Source organism: Actinophytocola sp. (genome assembly GCF_036402745.1).
Lineage (GTDB): Bacteria > Actinomycetota > Actinomycetes > Mycobacteriales > Pseudonocardiaceae > Actinophytocola.
On record NZ_DASWSJ010000027.1, the window covers coordinates 1 to 22,056 of the forward strand.

Genomic DNA, 22,056 nt, shown 5'->3' on the forward strand with positions numbered 1-22,056 from the left:
GCACGGGCCTGATGGGGGCACGCACCTCACCGGGTTCGTTCTGTCCGGTGTGGACTCAGACAAAGGTGACCATCATGACAAGCACTGAGACCGACATCCTCACGACCGTGCTCGACCAGTGGAAGTCAGCGGTCGACGCGCACGACCCGAAGCGCGTCGCGACCTATTTCACCGACGATGCGATCTTCCAGGGACTGCACCCGTACGGCGTCGGCCCGGACAACGTGGCCGCGTACTACGACAGCCAGCCCATCGGCATGACCGCGGAATACGCCGTCCTGCAGACCCGGCGCCTCGCTGACGATCTGGTCCTCGGCTACCTCGGCGTCGACTTCGCCTTCACCGACCGGCCGACGCTGACCGTGTATCTCGGCGTCATCCTGCGCCGCACCGGCGAGACCTGGTTCATCAACCACTACCAGGTCTCCCGACTCGGCGACTCAGCCAGCAACTCCCGCGTTCACAGCTGAGAAGAAAGGGAGCACAGTAATGGAGTTTCTCGTTGACATGGTGACCACCGTGCCCGAGGGCACCTCCGGAGAGACCGTCGAGGACACCAAACGACGTGAGGCCGCGCGGACCAAGGAACTCGCCGCACAAGGCCACCTGCAGCGGCTCTGGAAGCCGCCTGAGGCGCCCGGCGAATGGCGCACTCTCGGACTGTTCAACGCCACGGACGAGGACGAGCTGCGGCAAGTGCTCGCCTCGATGCCGCTACACGTGTGGATGACCGTCGCGGTCACGCCGTTCAAGCCACACCCGAGCGACCCAGGCATTGGACGCCCGGCCGACTGATGGCGACGACACAGCAGAGCAATGACCGTCATGACACCTCGCCGCCTACCTACGGGAGACATCAAGGGCGCTGACGAGGCTGCCCACAAGCGCGCCGAGTGTGCGATGAACCACCTCCTGACGCGGGCCGACGAGCAACGATCGCCGACGTCCTCGGTGAGGATGGGCTGCGCTGAATTGGTGGCAGTGGACGAGTGAAGTCGAGGACAGCACCCGCGACGGCAACCTGAACTACATCGAGAGGCCACTACAGATTACTTGCCGTGGCGGACATGGTCACTTTTCCGCCGGAGTCGAGGTAGTTCTGAAGATCACTGTTGTAGGCGGTGCATTCGGCGCTTGTGACACCGTTATGGACAGTGCTCTGCAGGACAACGGAGCAGTCGGCCAGGTAGTTGCCGTCAGCCGCGATGACGTGGAAGGTCGCTGTCGCGGTACCGTCCCCACCGATATTGCGGAAGATGGCGCTCATGGAGCAGCCGTCGTTGCATGGCCCCAACCAGTCTTGGGACTTGGTAACGAAGTAAGGTGGTCTCGAAACAGGTGTCGGCGTCGGGGTTGGTTCACGGTTGAAGATGTCTTTCATCGGGTTGAAGCCTGTCAAAGCATTGAGCCCGACCAGGACACTGATAATAGTCGCCGCAGCGGTGGCGAATTTCTTGAAATCAGAGTCGTCGCGAGACTCATTTTTCTTGGCGCCAGGGCTGCCGTCAGACCCGGTCGGCTCGTCGGCCATGTGCTTGATGCTACGAGGATCTTGGCTGCCATGGAACTATTGATCTTGAGATGTCGGGGGTCAAGGCCGGGCGCATCGCCATCGTCGTCGTGCTTGGGCTAAGCGTCGGCGGGCGGGGCACACTGGCGAGGGCGGGCTGACATCCGCCAGTCGGCTTTCGGAAGGGTGGAGACATGGTCGAGCTGCTCCGGTCCAATGATCCGGTGTTGATCTCGTTCGCGACGTCGCTCCTGCAGGACGCCATGATCGTGCACTCCGTGGCCGACTCGCACATGAGCGTGATCGACGGGTCCATCAACGCGGTGGTGAACCGGGTCATGGTTGCCGAGGATCAGTACGACGACGCCCGGGCTCTCCTCGTCGACGCGGGTGTGTCCATCGAGCAGTCGTAGCGGCGCCGACGGAACCCGGGTCGGGCTCGGTGGCTAACGTGGGACTCGTGCGGCTCGTGACGTGGAACGTCAACTCGGTCAAGCAGCGGTTGCCTCGGTTCCTGCCCTGGCTCGACCAGCGGCAGCCCGACGTTGTCTGCCTGCAGGAGACCAAGGTCCCCGACGACACGTTCGGCGAGCTCCTCGATGACGAGCTCGCCAAGCGCGGCTACGAGGCGGCCGTGTACGGGGAGGCTCGGTGGAACGGGGTGGCGATCCTGTCCCGGGTCGGGCTCGACGACGTCGTCCTGGGGGTTGAGGGCGCGCCCGGCTTCCCGGACCCCGAGGCGCGCGCGGTGGCCGCGACCTGCGGTGGTGTCCGGGTGCACTCGCTGTACGTGCCGAACGGGCGGGAGCCCGACTCCGACCACTACCGGTACAAGCTCGCCTGGCTCGCCGCGCTGCGGGAGGTCGTCGCGGCCGGGCCGGCGGACGCGATCGTCTGCGGGGACATGAACATCGCGCCCACCGATGCCGACGTGTTCGATCCCGCCGCCTACGTCGGGCAGACGCACGTCACCGGGCCGGAGCGCGCCGCGCTCGCCGAGCTGCAGGCGCTCGGGCTGCACGACGTCGTCCGCGAGCGGTGGCCGGATCAGCGGGTGTTCACCTACTGGGACTACCGCGCCGGCATGTTCCCCAAGGACCTCGGCATGCGGATCGACCTCGTGCTCGCCTCCGAGCCGGTCGCCGGGCGGGTGCGGGCGGCGTGGGTGGACCGGTTGGCGCGCAAGGGAACCGGGCCGAGCGACCACGCGCCGGTCATCGTCGACCTGGATGAGGCGCCGGACGGCGACATCGGGCCGGTCGTCCCGCCGCCGTCGGCGCCGTCGGCCAGGCGCGGGTCGTTCCGGTTGCCCCAAGCGCGCTGACCCGCTGGGCGGGCTACGCGTCAGCCGTCGTCCCGGCGCGTGCGGGGTATCGCGGCCGGTGGTGGCGCCCGCGGATCGCCAGTGCGCACGCCAGGCACAGGATGCTCAGCACGGTCAGCGAGCCGGGCACCGCCGTCATGCCCCACAGCTCGACCGCACCGCCGAGGACGCTCGGGAACACACCGCCGAGCATCGACGCCGCGATCACGTACGACGTCACGCCCGGGACCTTCTGGCTCAACCACACCAGACCCGTCGGGAACAGCGGGCCGACGCCGACGCCGGCCAGCGCGTAGCCCACGGGCGCCAGCGGCGCGACGAACGCCAGCGCGACGCCCAGCAGCATCGTGACGATGCTGCCGAACAGGATCTGCTCGGCCGAGAACCGGCGCGCCAGCGGGTGCACGGCGAACCGGACCGCGGTCATCGCGAGCCAGAACGTCGACGTGGCCGCCGCCGCGGCGCTCGCGGTCCAGCCCAACGCCACCAGGTGCGCGGTCTCCCAGCCGCCGACCCCCGACTCGACGCCCACGTGCAGCGCGAAGAACACGCCGAACACCACCGTGAGACGCCACGCCGTCGCCCGCCTGGCCGCTCCCGGTACCGGACCCGGCTCCCGGCGACCCCGCACGCCGGACACCGTGCCGAGCGCCACCGCGGACAGCGCCGCGCACGCGATGAACGCCACCGGATACCAGCCGTCCGGCAACGCGCCGACCAGCAGCGGGGCCAGCACCGCGCCGATGCCGAACGTCGCGTGCAGCGCGTTCAACATGCCCGTGCTCTCGTTGCCGTAGGCCTCGAGGAACATCTCGTTCACGCCGACGTCGATCCAGCCGAAGCCGACGCCACCCAGCATCGCCGCGGCGAGCGCCACCGGCCAGGCCGGCGCACCGGCGAACAGCAGGCTGCCGGCGATCATCGTCGCGAGCGCCAACGCCAGGAACACCCGGTTGCTCACCCGACGGCGCAACGCCGGCGTGCCGAGCACCCCGAGCAGCGCGCCGACGAAGTGCGCGGACAGCGCCAGCCCGACCTCGGCGTCGGAGATGCCGAACCGCGCCCGCATCGCCGGCACCGCGGGCCCGTACGCGGCCTGCAGCGCGCCGATCACGATGAACGACAGGCACATCCCGGCGACGGCCGTGCGCGTGAGTCGCGTCGTCATGCGGCCTGGTCCGCACCCGGCCGGACGGCGACGGTGACGTGCCCGCGGGTGGGGACCGACCGGCCCGGTCGACGCGCCGGCCGGTCGACCATGAACAACTTCATGCGCCCATTCGATCAAACGCGGAATGTTCCCCGGCACCGGCGGGTTGGGCAGGAGGGACAAACCGGACGTTGAGGAGTGGTTGATGTCGTCGTTCGTGATGACCGTGGCGGAGCGAGAGGCGTTCCTCGCCGAGGTCCACATCGGAGTGCTCGCGGTGGCCAGGGACGGGCGCGGCCCGCTGGCCGTGCCGGTCTGGTACCGCTACGAGCCGGGCGGCGACGTCCTGGTCTGGATGGACCGCGACTCGGTGAAGGATCGGGTGATCCGCAAGGCCGGCCGGTTCAGCTTGGTCGCACAGACCGAGGAGCTGCCGTACAAGTACGTCTCCGTGGAGGGTCCGGTTGTGTCGAACGACACCGCGCCAACCCGCGACGAGGCGCTCGCGATCGCCGGTCGCTACCTACCCCCGGACGAAGCGGTGGCTTATGTGGACGGTGCGCTCAATGAGGCGTCCCTGCTGGTCGTCATGCGCCCGGAGCGGTGGTTGAGCAACGACCAAGGCAAGTCCTGAGGACACCACACGCCACGTTCGCCTTGCCGTTCAGAGCTCGTTGAAGGGTGTCGCGTAGCCGAAGCCGCCGCGGAGCGCGGGGGTGAACGTGGTCAGCGGGCGGGCCTGGAAGTGGTCGCCCCACTCGGGGACCGGTGGGGTGATGCCCAGCTCGGCGGCCGGCCGGAAGCCGAACCTGGGGTAGTAGTCCTTGTGTCCGAGCAGCACGACGATCGGCTCGTCGAGGGCGTCCGCGGCGCCGAGGACCGCGTGCATCAGCGCGGCGCCGACGCCGGTGCGTTGCCGGTCGGGGAGCACGCCGAGCGGGCCGAGGCCGAGTGCGGGCGCGCCGGCGATGTGGGCCCGGGTGCAGACCACGTGGCCGACGATGTCGTCGCCGTCGAGGGCTACGAGCGAGAATCTCGGCAGCCAGCCGTCGTCCGCGCGTAGCGACGTGATGAGCTTCGCCTCCAGGTCGGTCTCGAACGCCTCGTGGTGCACCGCGAAGATGGCATCCACGTCCGCCGGGGTCTCGCGCCTGATCAACACGATGACGACTGTCGCACAGTGGGCCGGGCTGGGGCATCCGCATTTCCGACGGCGCGCGAGCGGCGCTAGGCGTCCTAAGTGGACTGAATGCGGGGTACGGTGTCGCGGACCAGGGACAGGAGTGACATGGCGAGCACCACCTGAACCTGCTCGCGGCTCAGGACGTCGCGCACCAGCCACTCCCTCGCGGTCGCCTTCACGAGGCCGCCGTAGGCGCGGATCAGGGCCCGGAGCTCCTCGCGGTGGGCGACGGCGTCGGCCAGGCCGGTTGCCTCGAGGACCCGGTCGGCGGCCAGCTCGTCGGCCTCCGCGAGGATTCGGGCCACCTCGGTGTCGACGCCCTCGGCGCCGATCGCGGCCAGCCAGGTCTTGCTGTGGCGGGACACGCCGTCCAGGAACCAGGTCACCGACTCCTCGACCCGTTCCTCGAGCGTCCCGGCGGGCAGGTGGTCGACGGCGGCCTGGGGAATCGTCACCATGCGGCGGACGACCTCCAGGTAGAGGTCGCGCTTCGTGCCGAAGTAGTGGTTGATCAGGCCGCGCGCGACGCCGGCGCGGCGGGCGAGCTCCGTCGTGGACACGGCCGCGTAGGAACGTTCGCCGAACAGCTCGATCGCGCACGCGAGGATCTGCTCCCGGCGCTCGTCCGGCTCCAGCCGCCGCCACCTCGGCTCCGCGGTGCTCATGTCGGCACCACCGGCCGGAAGTCGGACACCGCAAGCGTTTTCGTGCGGCGGTGGTACTCCGTCACGAGGCCCGGCCAGTTCGTCGACACCCGGCCCGTGCCCTCGCGGTACCAGCTGCGGCAGGTCGTCCACGCGGTGTCCGCCAGGCGCCGTTGCATCTCCACGTCGTAGCGGTCGGCGACCTCGGCGCGAACGTCCAAACCGGACCCGCGGTCCGCGATGTGCGCGACGGCCTGGCGGATGTAGCGGGCCTGGCGCTCCAGCATGTAGACGATCGACCCCGCGCCGAGGTTGGTGTTGGGGCCGTACATCAGGAACATGTTGGGAAAGCCCGGCACCGTGATGCCCAGGTACGCGCGGGCGCCGCCGGCCCAGGTCGAACCCAGGTCGACGCCGGCGAGGCCGCGGATCTTGATCGGTGCGAGGAAGTCGGTGGCGGTGAAGCCGGTCCCGTAGACGATCACGTCGACGTCGTGGGTGACACGGTCCGCCGTGACGACGCCGGAGGGGGTGATCGACGCGATCGGCGCGGTCTCGACGTGCACGTTGGGTTGTCCCAGCGCGGGGAAGTAGTCGTTGGAGAACAGCACGCGCTTGCAGCCGATCCGGTAGTCCGGCGTGAGCCTGGCCCGCAGCGCCGGGTCGGGGACCTGCTTGCGCAGGTGCCGCAGCGAGAGCCACTCGACCAGCCGGGTGATCGCCCGGTTCCCGATGACGCCGAGCGTCGCGACCTCACACACCGTCCAGAAGTACGCCCGCTCGGCCTGCTGCGTCAGCGGCAGGCGCCGGTACAACCGGTGGTGCCAGCCGCGGTACCGCTTGTCCGGCTTCGGCACCAGGTACGGCGCGGTCCGCTGGAACACCGTCAGCCGCGCCACCGTCGGCTGGATGGCGGGCACGAGCTGGATCGCGCTCGCCCCCGTGCCGATCACCGCCACCCGCTTGCCGGTCAGGTCGACCGAGTGGTCCCAGCGTGCGGAGTGGAAGCCGGCGCCGGCGAACGTGGCCATCCCGGGGATGTCCGGCATGGACGGGCGGGACAGCTGGCCGACCGCGGGCACCAGGACATCGGCCGCCAGCACCTCGCCCGTGCCGGTCTCCACGATCCACCGGGCGCGGTCGGCGTCCCACGACGCGGCGGTGACCTCGGTGCCGTACCGCGGGCGGATGCCGTAGGACGCCGCGACCCTGGCGAGGTAGGCCTTGATGTCGGCCTGCGGCGAGAAGCGCATCGGCCACGCCGGGTTGGGGGCGTAGGAGAACGAGTAGTACGGCGACGGGATGTCGCAGCCCGCGCCCGGATAGGTGTTCTCCCGCCACACGCCACCCAGCTCGGCGGCCTTCTCCAGCACGGTGACGTCGGTGAACCCGGCGCGGCGCAGCTCGATGGCCATCCCGATGCCGCCGAAACCGGCGCCGATGATCAGTACGGACGGCACGGCATGCCCCCGTTCTGTTGGCGATCGGTCAACAAAGCGCAGTATAGGAGCACTCAGCCCGTCGAACGCCCGTAGCCGAGCCTGGTGAACTGGGCGGCCGCGGCCGCGAGCTCGTCGTCGGTGAGCAGCCGGGGGGAGCCGAGCGCGACCGCCCGCCGGTAGGTCTCGGCCAGCCACTCCACGGTCTCGAGCCGCTCGCACGCCTCCGCGACGCTCGCGCCGTAGGCCACCGAGCCGTGGTTGCGCATCAGCGCCGCCACCCGGCCCTCGAGCGCGGCCAGCACGTTGCCGGCCAGCTCCGGCGTGCCGAACGTCGCGTACTCGGCCACCCGGACCACCCCGCCGAGCGGCACCGTCGCGTAGTGCACCGGCGGCAGCACGTCGTGCGTGCAGCCCACCGCGATCGACGACGGCGCATGCGCGTGCGCAACCGCCGACGCGCCGGTCTCGCGGTAGATCGCCAGGTGCAGCGGCAGCTCGGAGGTCGGCGTGCGGGCGCCCTCGAGGACCGTGCCGGCCAGGTCCACGACCGTCAGCGCGGCCGGGGTGAGCTCGCCGAGGTCGGTGCCGGACCCGGTGACCACCAGGTGGTCGCCGACCCGGACGGACAGGTTCCCCGAGGTGCCGATGACGAGCCCGCCGGCGGCGAGGCGGCGCCCTGCGGCGACGACCCGCGCCCGCTCAGTCTCGTACAACCGAACTCCCCACCAGCGTCCTGAGCTGCGAGAGCAGCTCGCTGCGGCTGGTGGCGCCGAGGCGCTGGCGCATCCGGGCGATGTGGTGCTCGACGGTCTTCGCGGAGATGAACAGGCGGTCGCCGACGTCCTTGTAGGTCAGGCCGGACACCACCAGCTCGGCCACCTGCAGCTCACGCTCGCTCAGGCTGACCTCGGCCGGCATCTCGACCGCCGCCTCGGCGACCGAGATGTCCGATGTGGACACCCGGCGCGGGGCGACGGGCTTGCCCTGCACCATCCGCGCGCAGTCGAGCAGCCGGACCATGGCGGCCCGGTCGGTGGTCTTGGTGGCCGCGCGCCCGGCGAGGCGCGCCGCGTCCCAGGTGAAGCCGGCGCCGTGCAGGCCGCGGGCGGCGTCCTCCACCGCGTCCGGGTCGACCTTGCCGTCGGTGAGGTCGAGCCAGCAGCGCGCGGCCGCGGCGACCGCGCCGAACTGCTCGTCCCGCGCGGCGGCCCGGGACAGCGCCTCGGCGTTCTCCTCGGCGGCGCCACGCTGGTCGGCGATGATCGCCGCGTGCAGGCCGCCCCACCACAGCGGGGTCGCCCACAGCGGCGGGTCGCCGAGCCCGGCGAGCAATGCGCGGGCCTGCTCCAGGTGCGTCGCGAGCCGGCTCTCGTCGCGCACCCGCGCGGCGGCCACGGTCAGCTCGCCGAGCGGAAGGAACGTGAACAGGTCGACGGGGTGGCGCAGCACGGCCTCGCCGGCCTGCAGCCACGCCCGGCCGAGCGTCGCGGCGTCGCCGGCACGCCGGGCCACGCCGAGCTCGATGGCGACCGCGAACAGCCAGTCGCGTGGCTCGAGGGTGCGGGTGGACCGGCGGGCCGCGGCCAGACCCTCGCTCGCCGCGGTGAGGTTGCCGCGCAGCATCGAGATCCACGCCAGCAGCAGCCGGTGCCGGATCGCGAGCGGCACGCCGCCGGTGCCCGCCGCGATCGCGCGATCGAGCAGGGAGGTCGCGGTGCCGAGCTCGCCGTAGTGCAGGCCGAGGATCGCGCCGAGCGCGGCCGGGCTGTCCGGCAGCAGCACGCCGCGGCCGACCGGCTCGAGCGTCGCGGCGGCGCGGACGAGCATCGACAGCGCGGTCGTCGGCGTGCCGGTGACCGACTCCTGCAACCCTTGCGCCATCAGGGAGATCGCGCTGGCCAGCGACGTCGGCGGGCCGTCGAGCTCGAGCGCGTCGGCCTTGTCGCCGATGCCGATCGTCGCGAGCGTGGCGAAGTGGTGTGCCTCGGGCGTGCCGGCCCAGCGGTACAGCTGCGCGCTGCGGGCGAGCTGGCCGCGGTGGGCGAGCGCGGTGGCGGCGACGGCCGCGGCGTCGCGGCGGTGCGGGGCGGACTCGGTGGTGATCACCTGGTCGGCCAGGCGCAGCGCTCCGTCGAGGTCGCCGGCGAGCGCGAGCGCCTCCGCGCGGCGGGCGCCGACCTCGACGGCCGGGCGGCCGGCGGTGATCGCGGCCGCGTAGAGCCGGGCGGCGAGTGCGGGGTCGGCCGGCAGCGCCTCGCCGGCGGCGGCGGTGAACGCGGCGGCCGCGCTGGCGCCGCCGATGCCGGTGGTCGCGAGTGGACGCATGAGGGCGAGGACCTGGCCGCCGCGGGCGAGCTGCAGCTCGGCGAGGCGCTGGCGCATCCAGGCCCGCCGCTCGACGGGGACCAGCGCGCGGACGGCCCGCTGGGCGATGGGCAGCAGCGTGCCGGCGGTGCCGACGAGCCCGGTGGCGCGGGCGGCTTCGACGACATCGTGGACGGCGTCTGTGTCGGTGTCGGCGTCGAGGAGGTCGACGAGCAGGTCGAGGTGCAGGCCGACCCCCGCGTCGGCGGCGAGCAGGAAGCGCAGCACGTCGTCGTCGAGGCGGGCGAGCTCGGGGCGGAACTCGGCGAGCGCGGCCTTGGGGACCTCGAGCTCGCCGGTCGCGGTGCGGGCGAGCCGGTCGACGAACGCGGGCACGCCGCCGGTCTGGGTGTGGGCGAACTCGACGAACCGGTCGGTACGCAGCCGGGCGGGGAGCGCGGCGCGGACCTGGGCGGCGTCGAAGGGGGCGGGGAGGAGCTGGTCCTGGGTGAGGTCGAGGAGCTCGGCGAGCGCGGGGGTGCGGGGGTGCGGCCGCGCGGTGACGACGAGGCGGGTGGTGGTCGCGAGCCGGCGGAGGGCACGGAGGTCGGCGTCGTCGAGGAGGTGGGCGTCGTCGACGAGCAGGACGGGGGCCGGCTGGTCGAACGGCGGCTGCGCGAGGCGCGGCTCGGCGCCGGTGGCGGCGTGGATGGTGCGGCCGAGGTGGTGCAGGAGGGTGGTCCTGCCGTAGCCGCCGGGGGCGACGATGCCGACGTGCGCGCCGCGCGGATCGGCGGCGACCGCGGCGAGGTGCGCGGCGGTGGCCTGGTCGAGAAGGGGGTCCGCGCTCATCGGGCGTCCCGGCGGTCGTGGGGGAGGTCGCCGTCGACGGGGGCGCGGCGGCGGGGGGAAAGGCTTTGGTTGAAGCCGCTGTCGTCGGTTCGGTGGCGCCGCGGGACCTCGTCCTCGTCCGGCCGGCGGCGGGAGACGGCCTGGTTGAAGGCGCTGTCGTCGGTTCGGCGGGGGAGGTCGTCGCTGTCGTCCGGCCAGCGGTGGGAGACGGCCTGGTTGAAGCCGCTGTCGTCGGGGTGGCCGGCGGGGCCGTCGCTGTCGGCGCGGCGGCGGCTCTCGCTCGCGTCCGGTCGGCGGGGGGCGAGGCTGTCGTCGAAGGCACTGTCGTCGAAAGTGCTGTCGGCGGGCTGGTGGCGGGGGTGGCTCTCGCTGCCGTTCGGCCGGCGGCGAGAGGGGCTGTCGCCGCGGCGGGGGAGGCTTCCGCTGTCGTCTGGTTGGTGGCGGGAGGGTCCGTCGCTGTCGTCGGGCTGACGGCCGAAGAGGCTCTGGTCGACGGCGCCGTCGTCGGGGCGGCGGCGGAGGTTCTCGCTGAAGGCGCCGTCGGCGGGTTGGTGGCGGCTCTCGCTGCCGTTCGGGCGGCCTGGGGTGGGCCCGTCGTCGAAGGCGCCGTCGTCCTGGTCGTTGTCGCGCGGGCGGCGGCGGGTGGGTTTCAGGTCGACTTCGATCTCGTCGCGGCGGCGGGCCGGGTCGAAGGGAGGGTCGGGGCGGCGGCGCTCGTCCGGGTCCTCGTCGCGGCGGGAGGAGCGGCGGCGTGGGCGCTCGTCCAGGTCCAGGTCGTCGCGGGGCCGGTCCAGGTCGAAGTCGTCGTCGGGGTCTTCGGCCGCTCGGGTTCGGCTGCCCAGCTTGAGCAGGCGCCGGCGCGGGGGCTCCAGCGGGGCGATGTCGACCGGGGGGCGGGGCGGCGGCGGGCCGATGTCGGCAATCTCCTCCGCCGGGAGGTCGTCGAAACGCATGAGATCCGTGTGGGTGACCGCCGATCGTGGCATCGGCTCGGGCTTGACGGTCAACCCGGCGGCCTTCACCGTCGGCTTCGCCACGCGTGCGGCGGCCAGCGCGGCGCCGCGGGCCACCGCCGTCTCCGGGTCCGCCGCGGCCGCGACGCGCACCCGCACCGCCGCCGACACGAGCTCGGCCACCAGCGGGATCCGCCCGCACCCACCGACCAGCACGACCGCCCGCAGCGACCCGGCGGCCGTCCCGGTCGCCTGGATCGTCCGCTGCAGCGACCGCACGGTGGCCTCCACCGCCGGCCGGACCAGCTGCTCCAGGTCGGTCCGGTTGACCATCACCGTCCCGCGCTTGGACCCGCGCGGCGCCGGCACGGTCACCGCCAGCTCGGTCGACAGCCGCTCCTTCGCCGTCACGCACGCCGCCCGCAGCTGGGCCTGCGCGACCGCGTCGACCTCGCCGCCGAGCTCGGCCAGCACGTGCTCGGCCAGCAGGTCGTCGAACAGGTCACCGCCAAGGGTGGCCATGCTGTCCGCGTGTGCGCGCAGCTCGAAGCCGAACGAGCCACGCCGCAGCACCGCGGACTCGAACCGGCCGGCACCCAGGGAGTACACCGCGATCTCCTCGCCGACCTCGATCCGCTCGCCCGCCGCGTAGCTCTCGGCGGCGGCGACCGGGCGGGGCAGCAGGGTCAGCTCGGGCAGGTTGACCTCGCGCAACGCGCCCAGCATCACCGCGCGGCGATGCGCGCCCCAGCCCGCGGGGTGGGTGACGACGACCTGGCTGGCCGGCACGCCCTCGGACGCCTCGACGAGATCGACGACCCAGCCGACGAGCGCGGCCGCGAGCACCTCGGCCGGGTAGGGCCGGCCGCCCAGTGTGATGGGGATCTCGTCGCCGATTCGGTCGACGAGCCCTCGGGTGATGTGATCGGACCGCGTGGGCACGTGCCTCAGCGCCCGCGCGCCGACGTCGATGGTGCCCTCGTCGGTCAGGTGCAGCACCGAGGCGATCGACGTCGCGTCCTCGTCCAGGGGCACGACCTCGGGCTCGGACCAGCGCTCGTGGTCGTTCCGGCTGATCGCGGCCGTGGTGGCGCCGCTGCCGAGATCGATCCCGAGGGCGTAGGGCATGCGAGGCGCTTCCTCTCCGTGACCGCTCTGTGACCGCGACCGGGGTAGTTCGTACCAAAGGTGGTCCCCCACCGGGCAACCCCGAGTGGGTTAGTGGCACATCCCCTAACCCCCTAACGGGTGAGTCATTCTTCGCCCTATGCGGCGATCCAACAACTCGGAGTGATCCCCGATGTCCCCGGGGTCCCCTGTTCGTAGGTTGATCACCGCACAGCGCCGCGGCGGTCCGCACCGCCGGCTGAGCGCCTACCGCACAGATATCCGCGAGGAGAACTTCGTTGACCTACTCCTTCCAGACCCTGCAGGACTTCGTGATGAACCTGCTCAACGACAACGTGGCCGCCGCCGCGTACCAGGCCGACCCGCTCGGCGCGCTGAGCGACGCGGGCCTGGGCGACCTCACGCCGCAGGACGTGCAGGAAGTCCTCCCGCTGGTCACCGACGCCCTGCCGACGGACACCCCGCTGGGTGACCTTGCCGTGGACGTCACCGGTGTGATGGACGGCACTGACTCCCTCGGTGGCTCGCTCGCCGCCGCCAACGACCTCGGCCAGTTCGCCGCCTGGGGCGTTCAGGGTGACCAGGGCGGCGTCGCGTTGTGGGGCGGCTCGGCCACCGACCTGCTCGGTCGCGTCGCCGGTGGCCTCACCGTGGACGGCAACGGCGTCGCCGCCGCCGCCACGACCCCGCTGGGCTACGCCGACATCGACAGCTCGCTGGACTACAACTTCATCCCGGCCGACCCCAACGACGTCGTCGCCAACCTCGGCAACACCGGTGACGCCGTCGTGGGCACCGTCGCCCACGCGGTCAGCTCCGGCTCGGACACCCTGGCCGGCGCGGTGGCCTCCGGTGGGGACACCCTGGCCGGTGTCCTCGCGAGCAACCCGGCGGCTCCGCTCGCCGGCGTGATCGACAGCGGCTCGGACACCCTCGCCAGCTCGATCGCCTCCGGCGGGGAGAGCCTGACCCAGCAGCTCGTCAACCTGCCCACGCCGAGCGACCTCCCGGTCAGCCTGCCGAGCCTGCCCGAGGTGCCTGACCTGGGTGGTCTGCCGCAGCTGTCCGACCTGGGTGGCCTGCCGGTGGCTCTGCCGCAGCTGTCCGACCTGGGTGGTCTGCCGCAGGTGCCTGGCCTGGGTGGTCTGCCGGTTGGTCTGCCGCAGGTGCCTGACCTGAGTGGTCTGCCGGTCGGTCTCCCGCAGGTGCCCGACTTGGGTGGCCTGCCGGTCGACCTCCCGCAGGTGCCCGACCTCGGCAGCCTGCCGGTCGACCTGCCGACGGGTCTTCCCACGGGTCTTCCGACCGGGCTGCCCACCGGCCTGCCGGACACGAGCGCGGTCACCGACGTGCTCGCGCACAACCCGGTTACCGACGCGGTCAGCGCCAGTCCTGTCGGGGGGCTGACCGACACGGTCTCCGGGGTCACCGACCACCTGCCGGTGAGCGGCCTGACCGACCACCTGGACCTCGGCCTCTGAGGTCTCGGAAGGGGTTGCCTCAAACCCCGCCGGGCCGGGGTCCGCGACCTGATCGCGGGCCCCGGCCCACCCACAGCAATCCGCTAGGAGAACTTCGTTGACCTACTCCTTCCAGACCCTGCAGGACTTCGTGTTGAACCTGCTCAACGACAACGTGGCCGCCGCCGCGTACCAGGCCGACCCGGTCGGCGCGCTGAGCGACGCGGGCCTGGGCGACCTCACGCCGCAGGACGTGCAGGAGGTCATCCCACTGGTCACCGACGCACTGCCGAGCGAGATTCCGCTGGGTGACTTCAGCGCCGACGCCACCGGGGCGATGGACGGCACCGACGCGTTCGGCGGCGCCTCCGCGAGCAGCACCAACATCGGTGACGCCGGCGGCATGACCAGCTACAACTCCGACGGCCTCGACCTGGTCGCCGGCTTCTCCAGCACCGCGAACGGCGTGGCCGGCGTGGTGCACGCCAACGGTGACGGCTTCGCCGAGGGCAGCCTCGTGACCCCCCTCGGGTACGTCGGCGGCGACACCACCGGCGACTACCTGATCGCCACCGCCGCGCCGAGCGACGTGCTGGGCAACCTCGGCGACACCGGTGACGCGGTCGCCGGGACGGTCGCGCACTACGTGGGCACCGGCGCGGACACCCTGGCCGGCGGCGTCGAGACCGGTGCGGACACCCTGGCCGGCTTCCTGGCCGGTCCGGCCGCCCCCGTGGCGGGTGCCGTCGAGACCGGTGGCCACGCGCTCAGCGACGGCATCGAGACCGGCGCCGACACCGTGACCGGCCAGCTGCACAACCTGCCGTCGACGGACTCGCTGCCCGTCGACCTGTCGGCGGTGGTCCCGGACCAGCCGCTGACGCCGACGCTCAGCGGCAACGTGACCGAGCCGCACCTCGGCGACCTGACCGGCGCCCTGCCGGTCGCCCTGCCGGACACGAGCGCGGTCACGGACCTGCTCGCGCACAACCCGGTCACCGACGCGGTCAGCGCCAGTCCCGTCGGGGGGCTGACCGACACGGTCTCCGGGGTCACCGACCACCTGCCGGTGAGCGGCCTGACCGATCACCTGGACCTCGGCCTCTGAGGCCCTAGAAGGGGTTTGCCCCAACCCCGACGGCCGGGGCCTGCGACTTTGCGCGCGGGTCCCGGCCCCCCTTTCACCCGGATGGGTTATCAGGGCACACTCATCCGGGTGAGGACTCCGCCCTGGCTCACCGTTCTCGACGACACCATCGCGGCCTGCATTACTCACCACCGCACGGACCTGGCCGGCAGACTCGAGCGCAGACGTGCGCTGATGGTCGGCCCGCGCATGTGTGTCCCCGTCATCGGCGAGCTCAACCAAGGCAAGAGCCAACTGGTGAACGCGCTGGTCAACGCACCCATCTGCGCCGTCGGCGACGACATCACGACGATGACGCCGACGGCGATCGAGCACGCCGACGTGCCGACCGCGGCCCTCGTCACCGACGTGCCGACGGCCGGCCGGCGCGCCATCGGCCCGGCCGACGCCGAGCCGGCCCGGATCCCCGTGCCGGTCGAGGACGTCGCGAAGCAGGCCCTCGCGAGCAGACGCAACGACGTGCACGCCGAGATCGGCCTGCCCCGCGACCTGCTCTCCGGCGGCCTCGTGCTGGTCGACACCCCGGGCATCGGCGGCCTCGGCTCGATGCGCGCCGCCAGCACATTCGCTGTCCTGGCCAACGCCGACGCGGTCCTGATGATCTCCGACGCCACCTGCGAGCTGTGCCCGTCCGAGCTGGAGCTGATCAAGAAGGTCGCGAAGGTGTGCCCGGCGGTCACCGTCGTGCTCACCAAGATCGACATCGTGCCGCGCTGGCGCCGGGTGGCCGAGCGCAACCGCGCCCGGCTCGCCGCCGCCGGCCTGGAGGTCAACGTGATCCCGGTGTCCGCGACGGTGCGGCTGACCGCCGCCCGCACCGGTGACCAGGCGCTGAACGAGGAGTCCGGCTTCGTGGAGCTGGTCCGCTGGCTGCGCCAGGACGTGCTGGCCCAGGGTGACGTGCTGGCCAGCCGCAACACCGCGGTGCTCACGGGTGCGGTCACCCAGCAGCTGCTCACGCCGCTGAGCCAGGCGCTCGCCCAAGCCAAGGAAGGCCAGCTCAGCGAGGCGCACGCGCAGTACCGGGCCGCCCAGCACCGGCTCGACGAGCTGCGCAGACGGTCCAGCCGCTGGCAGACCATGCTCGGCGACGAGGTCGCCGACCTGATCTCCGACGTCGAGTTCGACCTGCGCGAGCGGACCCGCAAGATCATCCGGGTCGCCGAGGAGTACTTCGACGTCGCCGACCCGGCCAAGACCTGGGACGAGTTCGAGTTCTGGCTGTGCGACACCCTCGCCGAGACCGCCGAGGTGAACTTCTCCTGGCTGGTCGAGCGGTTCCAGTGGCTGTCCACCAAGATCGCGAGACAGGTGGCGCTGGACGAGGCCGTCCCCGACGCCGCGGACGCCGACGGGCTGCTCGACCACATCGGCGACCTGCGGCCGCCGCGGATCGAGAAGTTCACCGTCGGCCAGCAGCTGTTCATCGGCCTGCGCGGGTCCTACGGCGGGCTGCTGATGTTCGGCCTCGCCACCACGCTCGCCGGCCTGCCGCTGATCAACCCGATCTCGCTCGGCGCCGGTGCGGCCTTCGGTGCGAAGTCCATCTGGGACGAGCGGGGCAGCCGGCTCAAGCGCCGCCAGGCCATGGCGAAGACCGCCGCGCAGCGGCACGTCGACGACTTCTTCCTGTCCTACGGCAAGGAGAGCCGGGACACCGCGCGGCTGATCCAGCGCCGGCTGCGGGACCACTTCAGCGCGGTGGTGGAGAAGCTCCAGTCCGGCATCGCCGAGCGGGCCGCCGAGGCCAAGCGGGTCGCCGAGGCCGAGCTCGCCGAGCGGCGGCGGCGCAGCCTCGAGATCTCGCGCGAGGTGGAGCGGTTGGTGATCCTGCACAAGCGGATCCAGGCGCTGGTGACGCCGAGTGCGCAGCGCCGAGGTCTCACCGCGTGACCGAGCTCTCCGACCGCGCGCGGACCATGCTCCTCGAGGCCCTGGAGCTGTACCGGGACAGCCCCCGCGCGACGAACTGGCTGCGCCGGCACGTGGACCGGATCGGCGAGCCGCTGCGGCTCGCGGTGGCCGGGCTGCCGCAGACCGGCCGGTCGACGCTCGTGAACTCGTTGGTGGGCGAGGAGATCGCGCCGCTGCTCGTCGAGGAGGGCGGGCAGGTGCTGACCTGGTACCGCGGCGGGGCCGTGCCGCGGGCGCAGGTGTACCCGACGCAGGCGCCGCCCCGGGACGCGCCGGTGGCCAGAGTGGACGGTCGGCTGCACATCGACCTCGAGGGGTGGAAGGCCGAGGCGCTGGACCGGATCGTGGTCGACTGGCCGAGCCGGGCGCTGCGCGGGCTGACGCTGATCGACACGCCGGCGATCTCCCCGGAGTCCACTTCGGACGTCGGGACCGACGTCGACTCGCGCATCTCGCTCGAGGCCGACGCGGTCGTGTACCTGATGCGCCACCTGCAAAGCGCGGACGTCGGGTTCCTGCAGTCCATTCAGGACCACCCGATCGCGCGGGAGACGCCGGTCAACTCGATCGTCGTGCTGTCCCGGGCCGACGAGGTCGGCGGCGGCCGGATCGACGCGCTCACCTCGGCCAAGCGGATCGCCCGGCGCTACCGGACCGATGTCGGGCTGCAAGGCCTGTGCCAGAACGTGATCGCGGTGTCGGGGCTGCTCGCGCACGCCGGCCGGACGCTGGCCGGCGCGGAGCTGACCTCGCTCGCGACGCTGGCCGCGGTGCCCCGCCGGGAGCTGGAGAGCTGCCTGGTGTCGGCGGACCGCTTCGTCGGCGACGGCGTGCCGGTGCGGCTGGACGCGCGGACCCGGCTGGCGTTGCTGGACCGGTTCGGCCTGTTCGGCGTGCGGCTGGTGACCACGCTGATCCGGCAGGGCTTCGACGACCACGCGGCGCTGTCCACGCAGCTGGTGGCCCGCAGCGGCCTCGACGAGCTGCGCGAGTCGATCCAGCAGTGCTTCACCGACCGGCACGACGTGCTCAAGGCCCGGTCGGCGGTGCTGGCGCTGGAGGTCGTGCTGCGGATGGAGCCGCGCCCGGCCGCGCGCCGGCTGGTGAGCGCGTTGGAGCAGCTCGTCGTGAGCGCGCACGAGTTCCGGGAGCTGCGGCTGCTGGCCGCGCTGCACGGCGGCCGCACGGCCCTGCCGGACCCGCTGGCGGACGAGGCCCGCCGGCTGGTCGGCGGCGTCGGGACCGGCCTGGCTGCGCGGCTCGGCTTCGACCGCGAGCCCACCGGGCCCGAGCTGCACGGCGCGGTCTCGGAGGCGTTGCGCCGCTGGCAGGAGCAGGCGGAGAACCACGCCCTGGGCACCGGCCAGCGCCAGGCGGCCCGGGTCGTGGTCCGCAGCTGTGAGGGCATGGTGGCCCAACTCGCGAGGTACTGAAGCGACGCGAGGACCCAACACGGCGGGCCTTCGCGCGCTCGGGCGGGCGGTCCTCTACGGTTGGCGGCTGGACCGCCGTGCGAGGAGGACTACGTGGCTCGCGACCCCGACACCATTCAGCGTGAGATCGAGCAGGCCCGGGAGGCGCTGGCGTCGACGCTCGACCAGCTCGGCACCAAGGCGAACCCCAAGCGCCTGGTCGACGGCGCCAAGTCGAGCGCGCGCAGCACCCTGGCCGAGCCCAAGGTGAAGTACCCGCTGATCGGCGTCGGCGTGCTGATCTTGTTGCTGATCCTGAAGAAGATCTTCAGCTAGTCGACGGGCCGGCGCCCTGCTTGGCACCGGCCTTCGCCGCCTCCTCGCTGTCCCCGCGCGGTGCCGGGGTCTGGGCGGGCGGCGCGGGCAGCGCGGCTTGCGGCGCCTTGGGCTTCGCCGCGGCGGCCCCAGCCGCCGCGTCCACCACCGACTCCGCGTTCGACTTGGCCGGCTCGGCCTTCTTCGCCGCGGCGGGCCGCGGGGAAGGTGACGGTGTCGCGGGCGGTGCCGGTACCGGCGCTGGTGCCGGTGCCGGCTTCGCCAGGCGCGCCGTCAGGTAGGCCGTCGTGAACTGGAGTGCGTCGCCGTTCAGCAGGTGCACCACCGTGCGGTGCTCCTCGTTCGGCGCCACCTTCTCGACCAGCTGGTCGGCCCGGTCCCGGGCGGCGATCAGCCCGGGCGCCTTGCCCGTCATCCGCTGCCCCCGCCCGACGACCGTCACCTGCCAGTCGTCGCCGTCGGGTATGTAGTTGGCCTCGATCGGATCTGGCATTGCTCCGCCCCTCTCGGCAGCACAGACTCCCTGACCCCCATTGCACACCTTTCCAACAGAAAAGACACGCTCCGCTGACCATAAACGATCAGGAGTGACGGTGCGTGCTGGTCGCGAGACCGAACCACACCATCCGCATGATGATCTCCGCCGCGTCCGCCGCCGAGACGTCCGAACGGCCGACATACCAGGTGGCCAGGCGTTCGCAGGCGCCGACGACGATCTCCGCGTACGCCTCGAGCTCCCGCTCGGACACCTCCGGCAGGAACGACGCGAACAACGCTGAGTTGACCTCGGTCTGCTGCTGGCGGATCCCCTCGATCTCGTCCATCGCCGCCTGCCCGGCGACCGCGGCCTCCTGGCGCAGCAGCTCCCACGACCGCCGATGCGAGTCGATGAAGGTGAAGAACGCCGTCAGCCCGCTGCGCAGCGTGTCCTCGGCCGAGGTGGTGCCCTCGACCGACGCCATGGTGGCCGCCAGCAGCTCGGCCCGGGCCTGCCGGATGCACGCGACCAGCAGACCCTCCTTCGAGCCGAAGTACTCGTAGATCATCGGCTTGGAGACACCGACCCGCTCGGCGATCTCGTCCATCGAGGACGCCTGGTAGCCGCGCTCGGCGAAGATCTCCTCCGCCACGGCGATCATCTGACGTTCGCGCTGGGCCCGTGGCATGCGGCGGCGCTTGGTCCCAGGGGTGGTCACGGCGCTACTCTACCGGAAGTAACCTACTGCGAGTAAGGTAGCGGGAAGTCGAACCAGGGGAGGCGCCGATGGCCAGGCAGTTCCACACGGTCGTGATCGGAACCGGGTTCTCCGGGCTGGGCATGGCGATCCAGCTCAAGCGCGACGGCCGCGACGACTTCGTGGTGCTGGAGAAGGCCGACGACGTCGGCGGCACCTGGCGGGACAACACCTACCCGGGCTGCGCCTGCGACATCCAGTCGCACATGTACTCGTTCTCGTTCGAGCAGAACCCCGACTGGACGCGCTCCTTCTCCTACCAGCCGGAGATCTGGCAGTACCTGCGCCGGGTGACCGACGCCTACGGCCTGCGCCGGCACATCCGCTTCGGCACCGAGGTCACCGGCGCCCGCTGGGACGCCGACGAGAACCGCTGGCACGTCACCACCGCCGCCGGCGAGGAGCTCCTCGCGCGGTTCCTCGTGTCCGGCATCGGCGGCCTGCACATCCCGAACGTGCCCACGCTGCCCGGCATCGAGAGCTTCACCGGCAGGGCGTTCCACTCGGCGCGGTGGGACCACGACTACGACCTCACCGGCAAGCGGGTGGCGGTCGTCGGCACGGGCGCAAGCGCCATCCAGTTCATCCCGCGGATCGCCCCGCAGGTGGCCGAGCTGACCGTCTTCCAGCGGACCCCGCCGTGGATCATGCCCAAGCCCGACCACCCGATGCCGGGCTGGGTGAAGAGGCTGTTCCGCGCGGTCCCGGGCGCGCAGCGGCTCTACCGCGCCGTCATCTACTGGCTGCTCGAGGCCCGCGCGCTCGGCTTCAACGGCCGGCCGGGCCTGATGAAGCTGGCCCAGCGGGTGGCGCTCGCGCACCTGCGCAAGGCCGTCCAGGACCCGGAGCTGCGCCGCAAGCTCACCCCGGACTACGTGCTGGGTTGCAAGCGGGTGCTCATCGCCAACGACTTCTACCCGGCGATGACCAGGGACAACGTGGAGCTCGTCACGGCCGGGGTCGCCGAGGTGCGGGCCCGCTCGATCGTGGACACCGCCGGCGTCGAGCACGAGGTCGACGCGATCGTCTACGGCACCGGCTTCCACGTGACCGACGCGTTCGACTACGTCAACATCACCGGGGTCGGCGGCCGGGACCTGGCCAAGGACTGGCGCACCAACGGCATCCAGACCCACTACGGGATCACCGTGGCCGGCTACCCGAACCTGTTCTTCCTGCTCGGGCCCAACACCGCGCTCGGCCACAACTCGGTGGTCTTCATGATCGAGTCGCAGATCCGCTACGTGGCGCAGGCGATGGCGCTGGTGGACAAGGAGGGCGCGGCCGCGCTGGAGCCGAGGGAGAGCGCGCAGGCCCGCTTCCAGTCCGACATCCAGCGCAAGCTCGTCGACGGCGTGTGGACCCAGGGTGGCTGCAAGAGCTGGTACCTCGACTCGCACGGGGTCAACCGGACGATCTGGCCCGGGTTCACGTGGCGGTACTGGCAGCGGACCCGCCAACTGGAGCCCGCCGACTACGACCTGGTCACGTGAGCGGAGCGCCGGAGCCTTCGCCGTCTGGCCCCGTGAGCGAGAGCGCCGGAGCGTTCGCCGTCTGGCCCCGTGAGCGAGAGCGCCGGAGCGTTCGCCGTCTGGACTGACGAGCGCGCGCAGGCGCGTCAGCGCCGAGCACGGGAGGAGGGAAGACGGCGAGTAGCGCAGGAGCGAAGCGAACAATCCAACACCGTGAGCGGGAGCGACGGAGCGTTCGCCGTCTGGACGTAGGAGAAGCGCAGGCGCGTCAGCGCCGAGCATCGCACGGAGGAAGACGGCGAGTAGCGGAGGAGCGGAGCGAACAATCCAACACAGCCTGCAAGGCGGGTTGCCAGTGCGGCCGCATCTACTACGCGACCAGTGTCTACGACCAGGTCGTCGGCGGCTTCACGCGGTTCTGCGACGGGATCACCGACACGTGGGGCCGTACGAGCGCGTACGTCGAGACCGTCCAGGCGCAGTGCGGCTGAGCGGTCGGTGCGGTCAGTCGTCCCCTTCGTGGACCGGGCCGGTGATCTGTCTCAGTCTCGCGATGAGGTCGACGGTCTCCACGCCGCACAGCTCGGCCA

22 protein-coding genes are annotated in these 22,056 nt (G+C 72.0%); 12 read left to right on the forward strand and 10 right to left on the reverse strand.

The window, feature by feature from the left end:
- Nucleotides 1–74: 74 nt before the first annotated feature.
- A complete protein-coding gene (locus VGD70_RS01900) occupies nt 75–470 on the forward strand; it encodes a nuclear transport factor 2 family protein (RefSeq protein WP_331077435.1) in 396 nt (131 codons plus the stop codon).
- A gap of 19 nt (nt 471–489) precedes the next feature.
- The gene (locus VGD70_RS01905) at nt 490–795 is read left to right on the forward strand and encodes a muconolactone Delta-isomerase family protein (RefSeq protein WP_331077437.1); all 306 of its coding nucleotides are present in this window, start codon (nt 490–492) and stop codon (nt 793–795) included.
- A gap of 247 nt (nt 796–1,042) precedes the next feature.
- On the opposite strand, the gene VGD70_RS01910 is transcribed toward VGD70_RS01905, so the two are convergent.
- Nucleotides 1,043–1,531, reverse strand: coding sequence for a hypothetical protein (locus tag VGD70_RS01910; protein ID WP_331077439.1), 489 nt, complete (start codon nt 1,529–1,531; stop codon nt 1,043–1,045).
- Nucleotides 1,532–1,704: 173 nt separating this feature from the next.
- Here VGD70_RS01910 and VGD70_RS01915 point away from each other — a divergent pair, with 173 nt between their 5' ends.
- The gene (locus VGD70_RS01915) at nt 1,705–1,923 is read left to right on the forward strand and encodes a DUF2007 domain-containing protein (RefSeq protein ID WP_331077441.1); all 219 of its coding nucleotides are present in this window, start codon (nt 1,705–1,707) and stop codon (nt 1,921–1,923) included.
- A 38-nt stretch (nt 1,924–1,961) separates the two neighbouring features.
- Nucleotides 1,962–2,834 carry an exodeoxyribonuclease III gene (locus VGD70_RS01920; protein WP_331077443.1) on the forward strand — a complete coding sequence of 291 codons (873 nt, stop codon included), beginning with the start codon at nt 1,962–1,964 and terminating at the stop codon, nt 2,832–2,834.
- 13 nt (nt 2,835–2,847) lie between these two features.
- Here VGD70_RS01920 and VGD70_RS01925 read toward each other — a convergent pair whose 3' ends face one another.
- Nucleotides 2,848–4,002, reverse strand: coding sequence for an MFS transporter (locus VGD70_RS01925; RefSeq protein WP_331077445.1), 1,155 nt, complete (start codon nt 4,000–4,002; stop codon nt 2,848–2,850).
- 187 nt (nt 4,003–4,189) lie between these two features.
- Here VGD70_RS01925 and VGD70_RS01930 point away from each other — a divergent pair, with 187 nt between their 5' ends.
- On the forward strand, nt 4,190–4,618 hold the full coding sequence (locus VGD70_RS01930) for a pyridoxamine 5'-phosphate oxidase family protein (RefSeq protein ID WP_331077447.1): 429 nt from the start codon (nt 4,190–4,192) through the stop codon (nt 4,616–4,618).
- A gap of 30 nt (nt 4,619–4,648) precedes the next feature.
- Here the strand turns inward: VGD70_RS01930 and VGD70_RS01935 are convergent, their stop codons facing one another.
- The 6 genes from VGD70_RS01935 to VGD70_RS01960 form a co-directional block, all read right to left on the reverse strand.
- Complete coding sequence (locus VGD70_RS01935; RefSeq protein ID WP_331077449.1) at nt 4,649–5,146, reverse strand: N-acetyltransferase; 498 nt, start codon at nt 5,144–5,146, stop codon at nt 4,649–4,651.
- Between the two features lie 74 nt (nt 5,147–5,220).
- Nucleotides 5,221–5,832 (reverse strand): TetR/AcrR family transcriptional regulator, encoded by a 612-nt coding sequence (locus VGD70_RS01940; RefSeq protein WP_331077451.1) that lies wholly within the window; start codon nt 5,830–5,832, stop codon nt 5,221–5,223.
- On the reverse strand, nt 5,829–7,271 hold the full coding sequence (locus tag VGD70_RS01945) for an NAD(P)/FAD-dependent oxidoreductase (protein ID WP_331077453.1): 1,443 nt from the start codon (nt 7,269–7,271) through the stop codon (nt 5,829–5,831). The genes VGD70_RS01940 and VGD70_RS01945 overlap by 4 nt, the downstream gene beginning before the upstream one ends.
- Nucleotides 7,272–7,324: 53 nt before the next feature.
- A complete protein-coding gene (locus VGD70_RS01950; protein ID WP_331077455.1) occupies nt 7,325–7,966 on the reverse strand; it encodes a class II aldolase/adducin family protein in 642 nt (213 codons plus the stop codon).
- A complete protein-coding gene (locus tag VGD70_RS01955) occupies nt 7,953–10,409 on the reverse strand; it encodes a helix-turn-helix transcriptional regulator (RefSeq protein WP_331077457.1) in 2,457 nt (818 codons plus the stop codon). The genes VGD70_RS01950 and VGD70_RS01955 overlap by 14 nt, the downstream gene beginning before the upstream one ends.
- Nucleotides 10,406–12,490 carry an Hsp70 family protein gene (locus VGD70_RS01960; RefSeq protein WP_331077459.1) on the reverse strand — a complete coding sequence of 695 codons (2,085 nt, stop codon included), beginning with the start codon at nt 12,488–12,490 and terminating at the stop codon, nt 10,406–10,408. Before VGD70_RS01960 ends, VGD70_RS01955 begins: the two co-directional genes overlap by 4 nt.
- A gap of 278 nt (nt 12,491–12,768) precedes the next feature.
- Here VGD70_RS01960 and VGD70_RS01965 point away from each other — a divergent pair, with 278 nt between their 5' ends.
- The 5 genes from VGD70_RS01965 (at nt 12,769) to VGD70_RS01985 (ending at nt 18,759) form a co-directional block, all read left to right on the forward strand.
- Nucleotides 12,769–13,971 (forward strand): IniB N-terminal domain-containing protein, encoded by a 1,203-nt coding sequence (locus VGD70_RS01965; RefSeq protein WP_331077461.1) that lies wholly within the window; start codon nt 12,769–12,771, stop codon nt 13,969–13,971.
- Nucleotides 13,972–14,068: 97 nt separating this feature from the next.
- Nucleotides 14,069–15,058: an IniB N-terminal domain-containing protein gene (locus VGD70_RS01970; RefSeq protein ID WP_331077463.1), complete on the forward strand. Its 990-nt coding sequence runs from the start codon at nt 14,069–14,071 to the stop codon at nt 15,056–15,058.
- 108 nt (nt 15,059–15,166) lie between these two features.
- Nucleotides 15,167–16,990, forward strand: coding sequence for a dynamin family protein (locus tag VGD70_RS01975; protein ID WP_331077465.1), 1,824 nt, complete (start codon nt 15,167–15,169; stop codon nt 16,988–16,990).
- Entirely contained in the window at nt 16,987–18,444 is a 1,458-nt protein-coding gene (locus tag VGD70_RS01980; protein ID WP_331077467.1) for a hypothetical protein, read from the forward strand. The genes VGD70_RS01975 and VGD70_RS01980 overlap by 4 nt, the downstream gene beginning before the upstream one ends.
- Nucleotides 18,445–18,537: 93 nt before the next feature.
- Nucleotides 18,538–18,759, forward strand: a complete 222-nt coding sequence (locus VGD70_RS01985; protein WP_331077469.1) for a DUF3618 domain-containing protein — start codon at nt 18,538–18,540, stop codon at nt 18,757–18,759.
- On the opposite strand, the gene VGD70_RS01990 is transcribed toward VGD70_RS01985, so the two are convergent.
- Together VGD70_RS01990 and VGD70_RS01995 are read right to left on the reverse strand one after the other, a co-directional pair.
- Nucleotides 18,752–19,252, reverse strand: coding sequence for a hypothetical protein (locus VGD70_RS01990; RefSeq protein WP_331077471.1), 501 nt, complete (start codon nt 19,250–19,252; stop codon nt 18,752–18,754). The two genes, VGD70_RS01985 and VGD70_RS01990, sit on opposite strands and share 8 nt — an antisense overlap.
- Nucleotides 19,253–19,340: 88 nt before the next feature.
- Nucleotides 19,341–19,925 (reverse strand): TetR/AcrR family transcriptional regulator, encoded by a 585-nt coding sequence (locus tag VGD70_RS01995; protein WP_414637871.1) that lies wholly within the window; start codon nt 19,923–19,925, stop codon nt 19,341–19,343.
- A 98-nt stretch (nt 19,926–20,023) separates the two neighbouring features.
- On the opposite strand from VGD70_RS01995, the gene VGD70_RS02000 reads away from it, so the two are divergent.
- Together VGD70_RS02000 and VGD70_RS36885 are read left to right on the forward strand one after the other, a co-directional pair.
- Nucleotides 20,024–21,487, forward strand: a complete 1,464-nt coding sequence (locus tag VGD70_RS02000; RefSeq protein WP_331077475.1) for an NAD(P)/FAD-dependent oxidoreductase — start codon at nt 20,024–20,026, stop codon at nt 21,485–21,487.
- 344 nt (nt 21,488–21,831) lie between these two features.
- Nucleotides 21,832–21,957 carry a DUF6289 family protein gene (locus VGD70_RS36885; RefSeq protein WP_414637872.1) on the forward strand — a complete coding sequence of 42 codons (126 nt, stop codon included), beginning with the start codon at nt 21,832–21,834 and terminating at the stop codon, nt 21,955–21,957.
- Nucleotides 21,958–22,056: the final 99 nt, after the last annotated feature.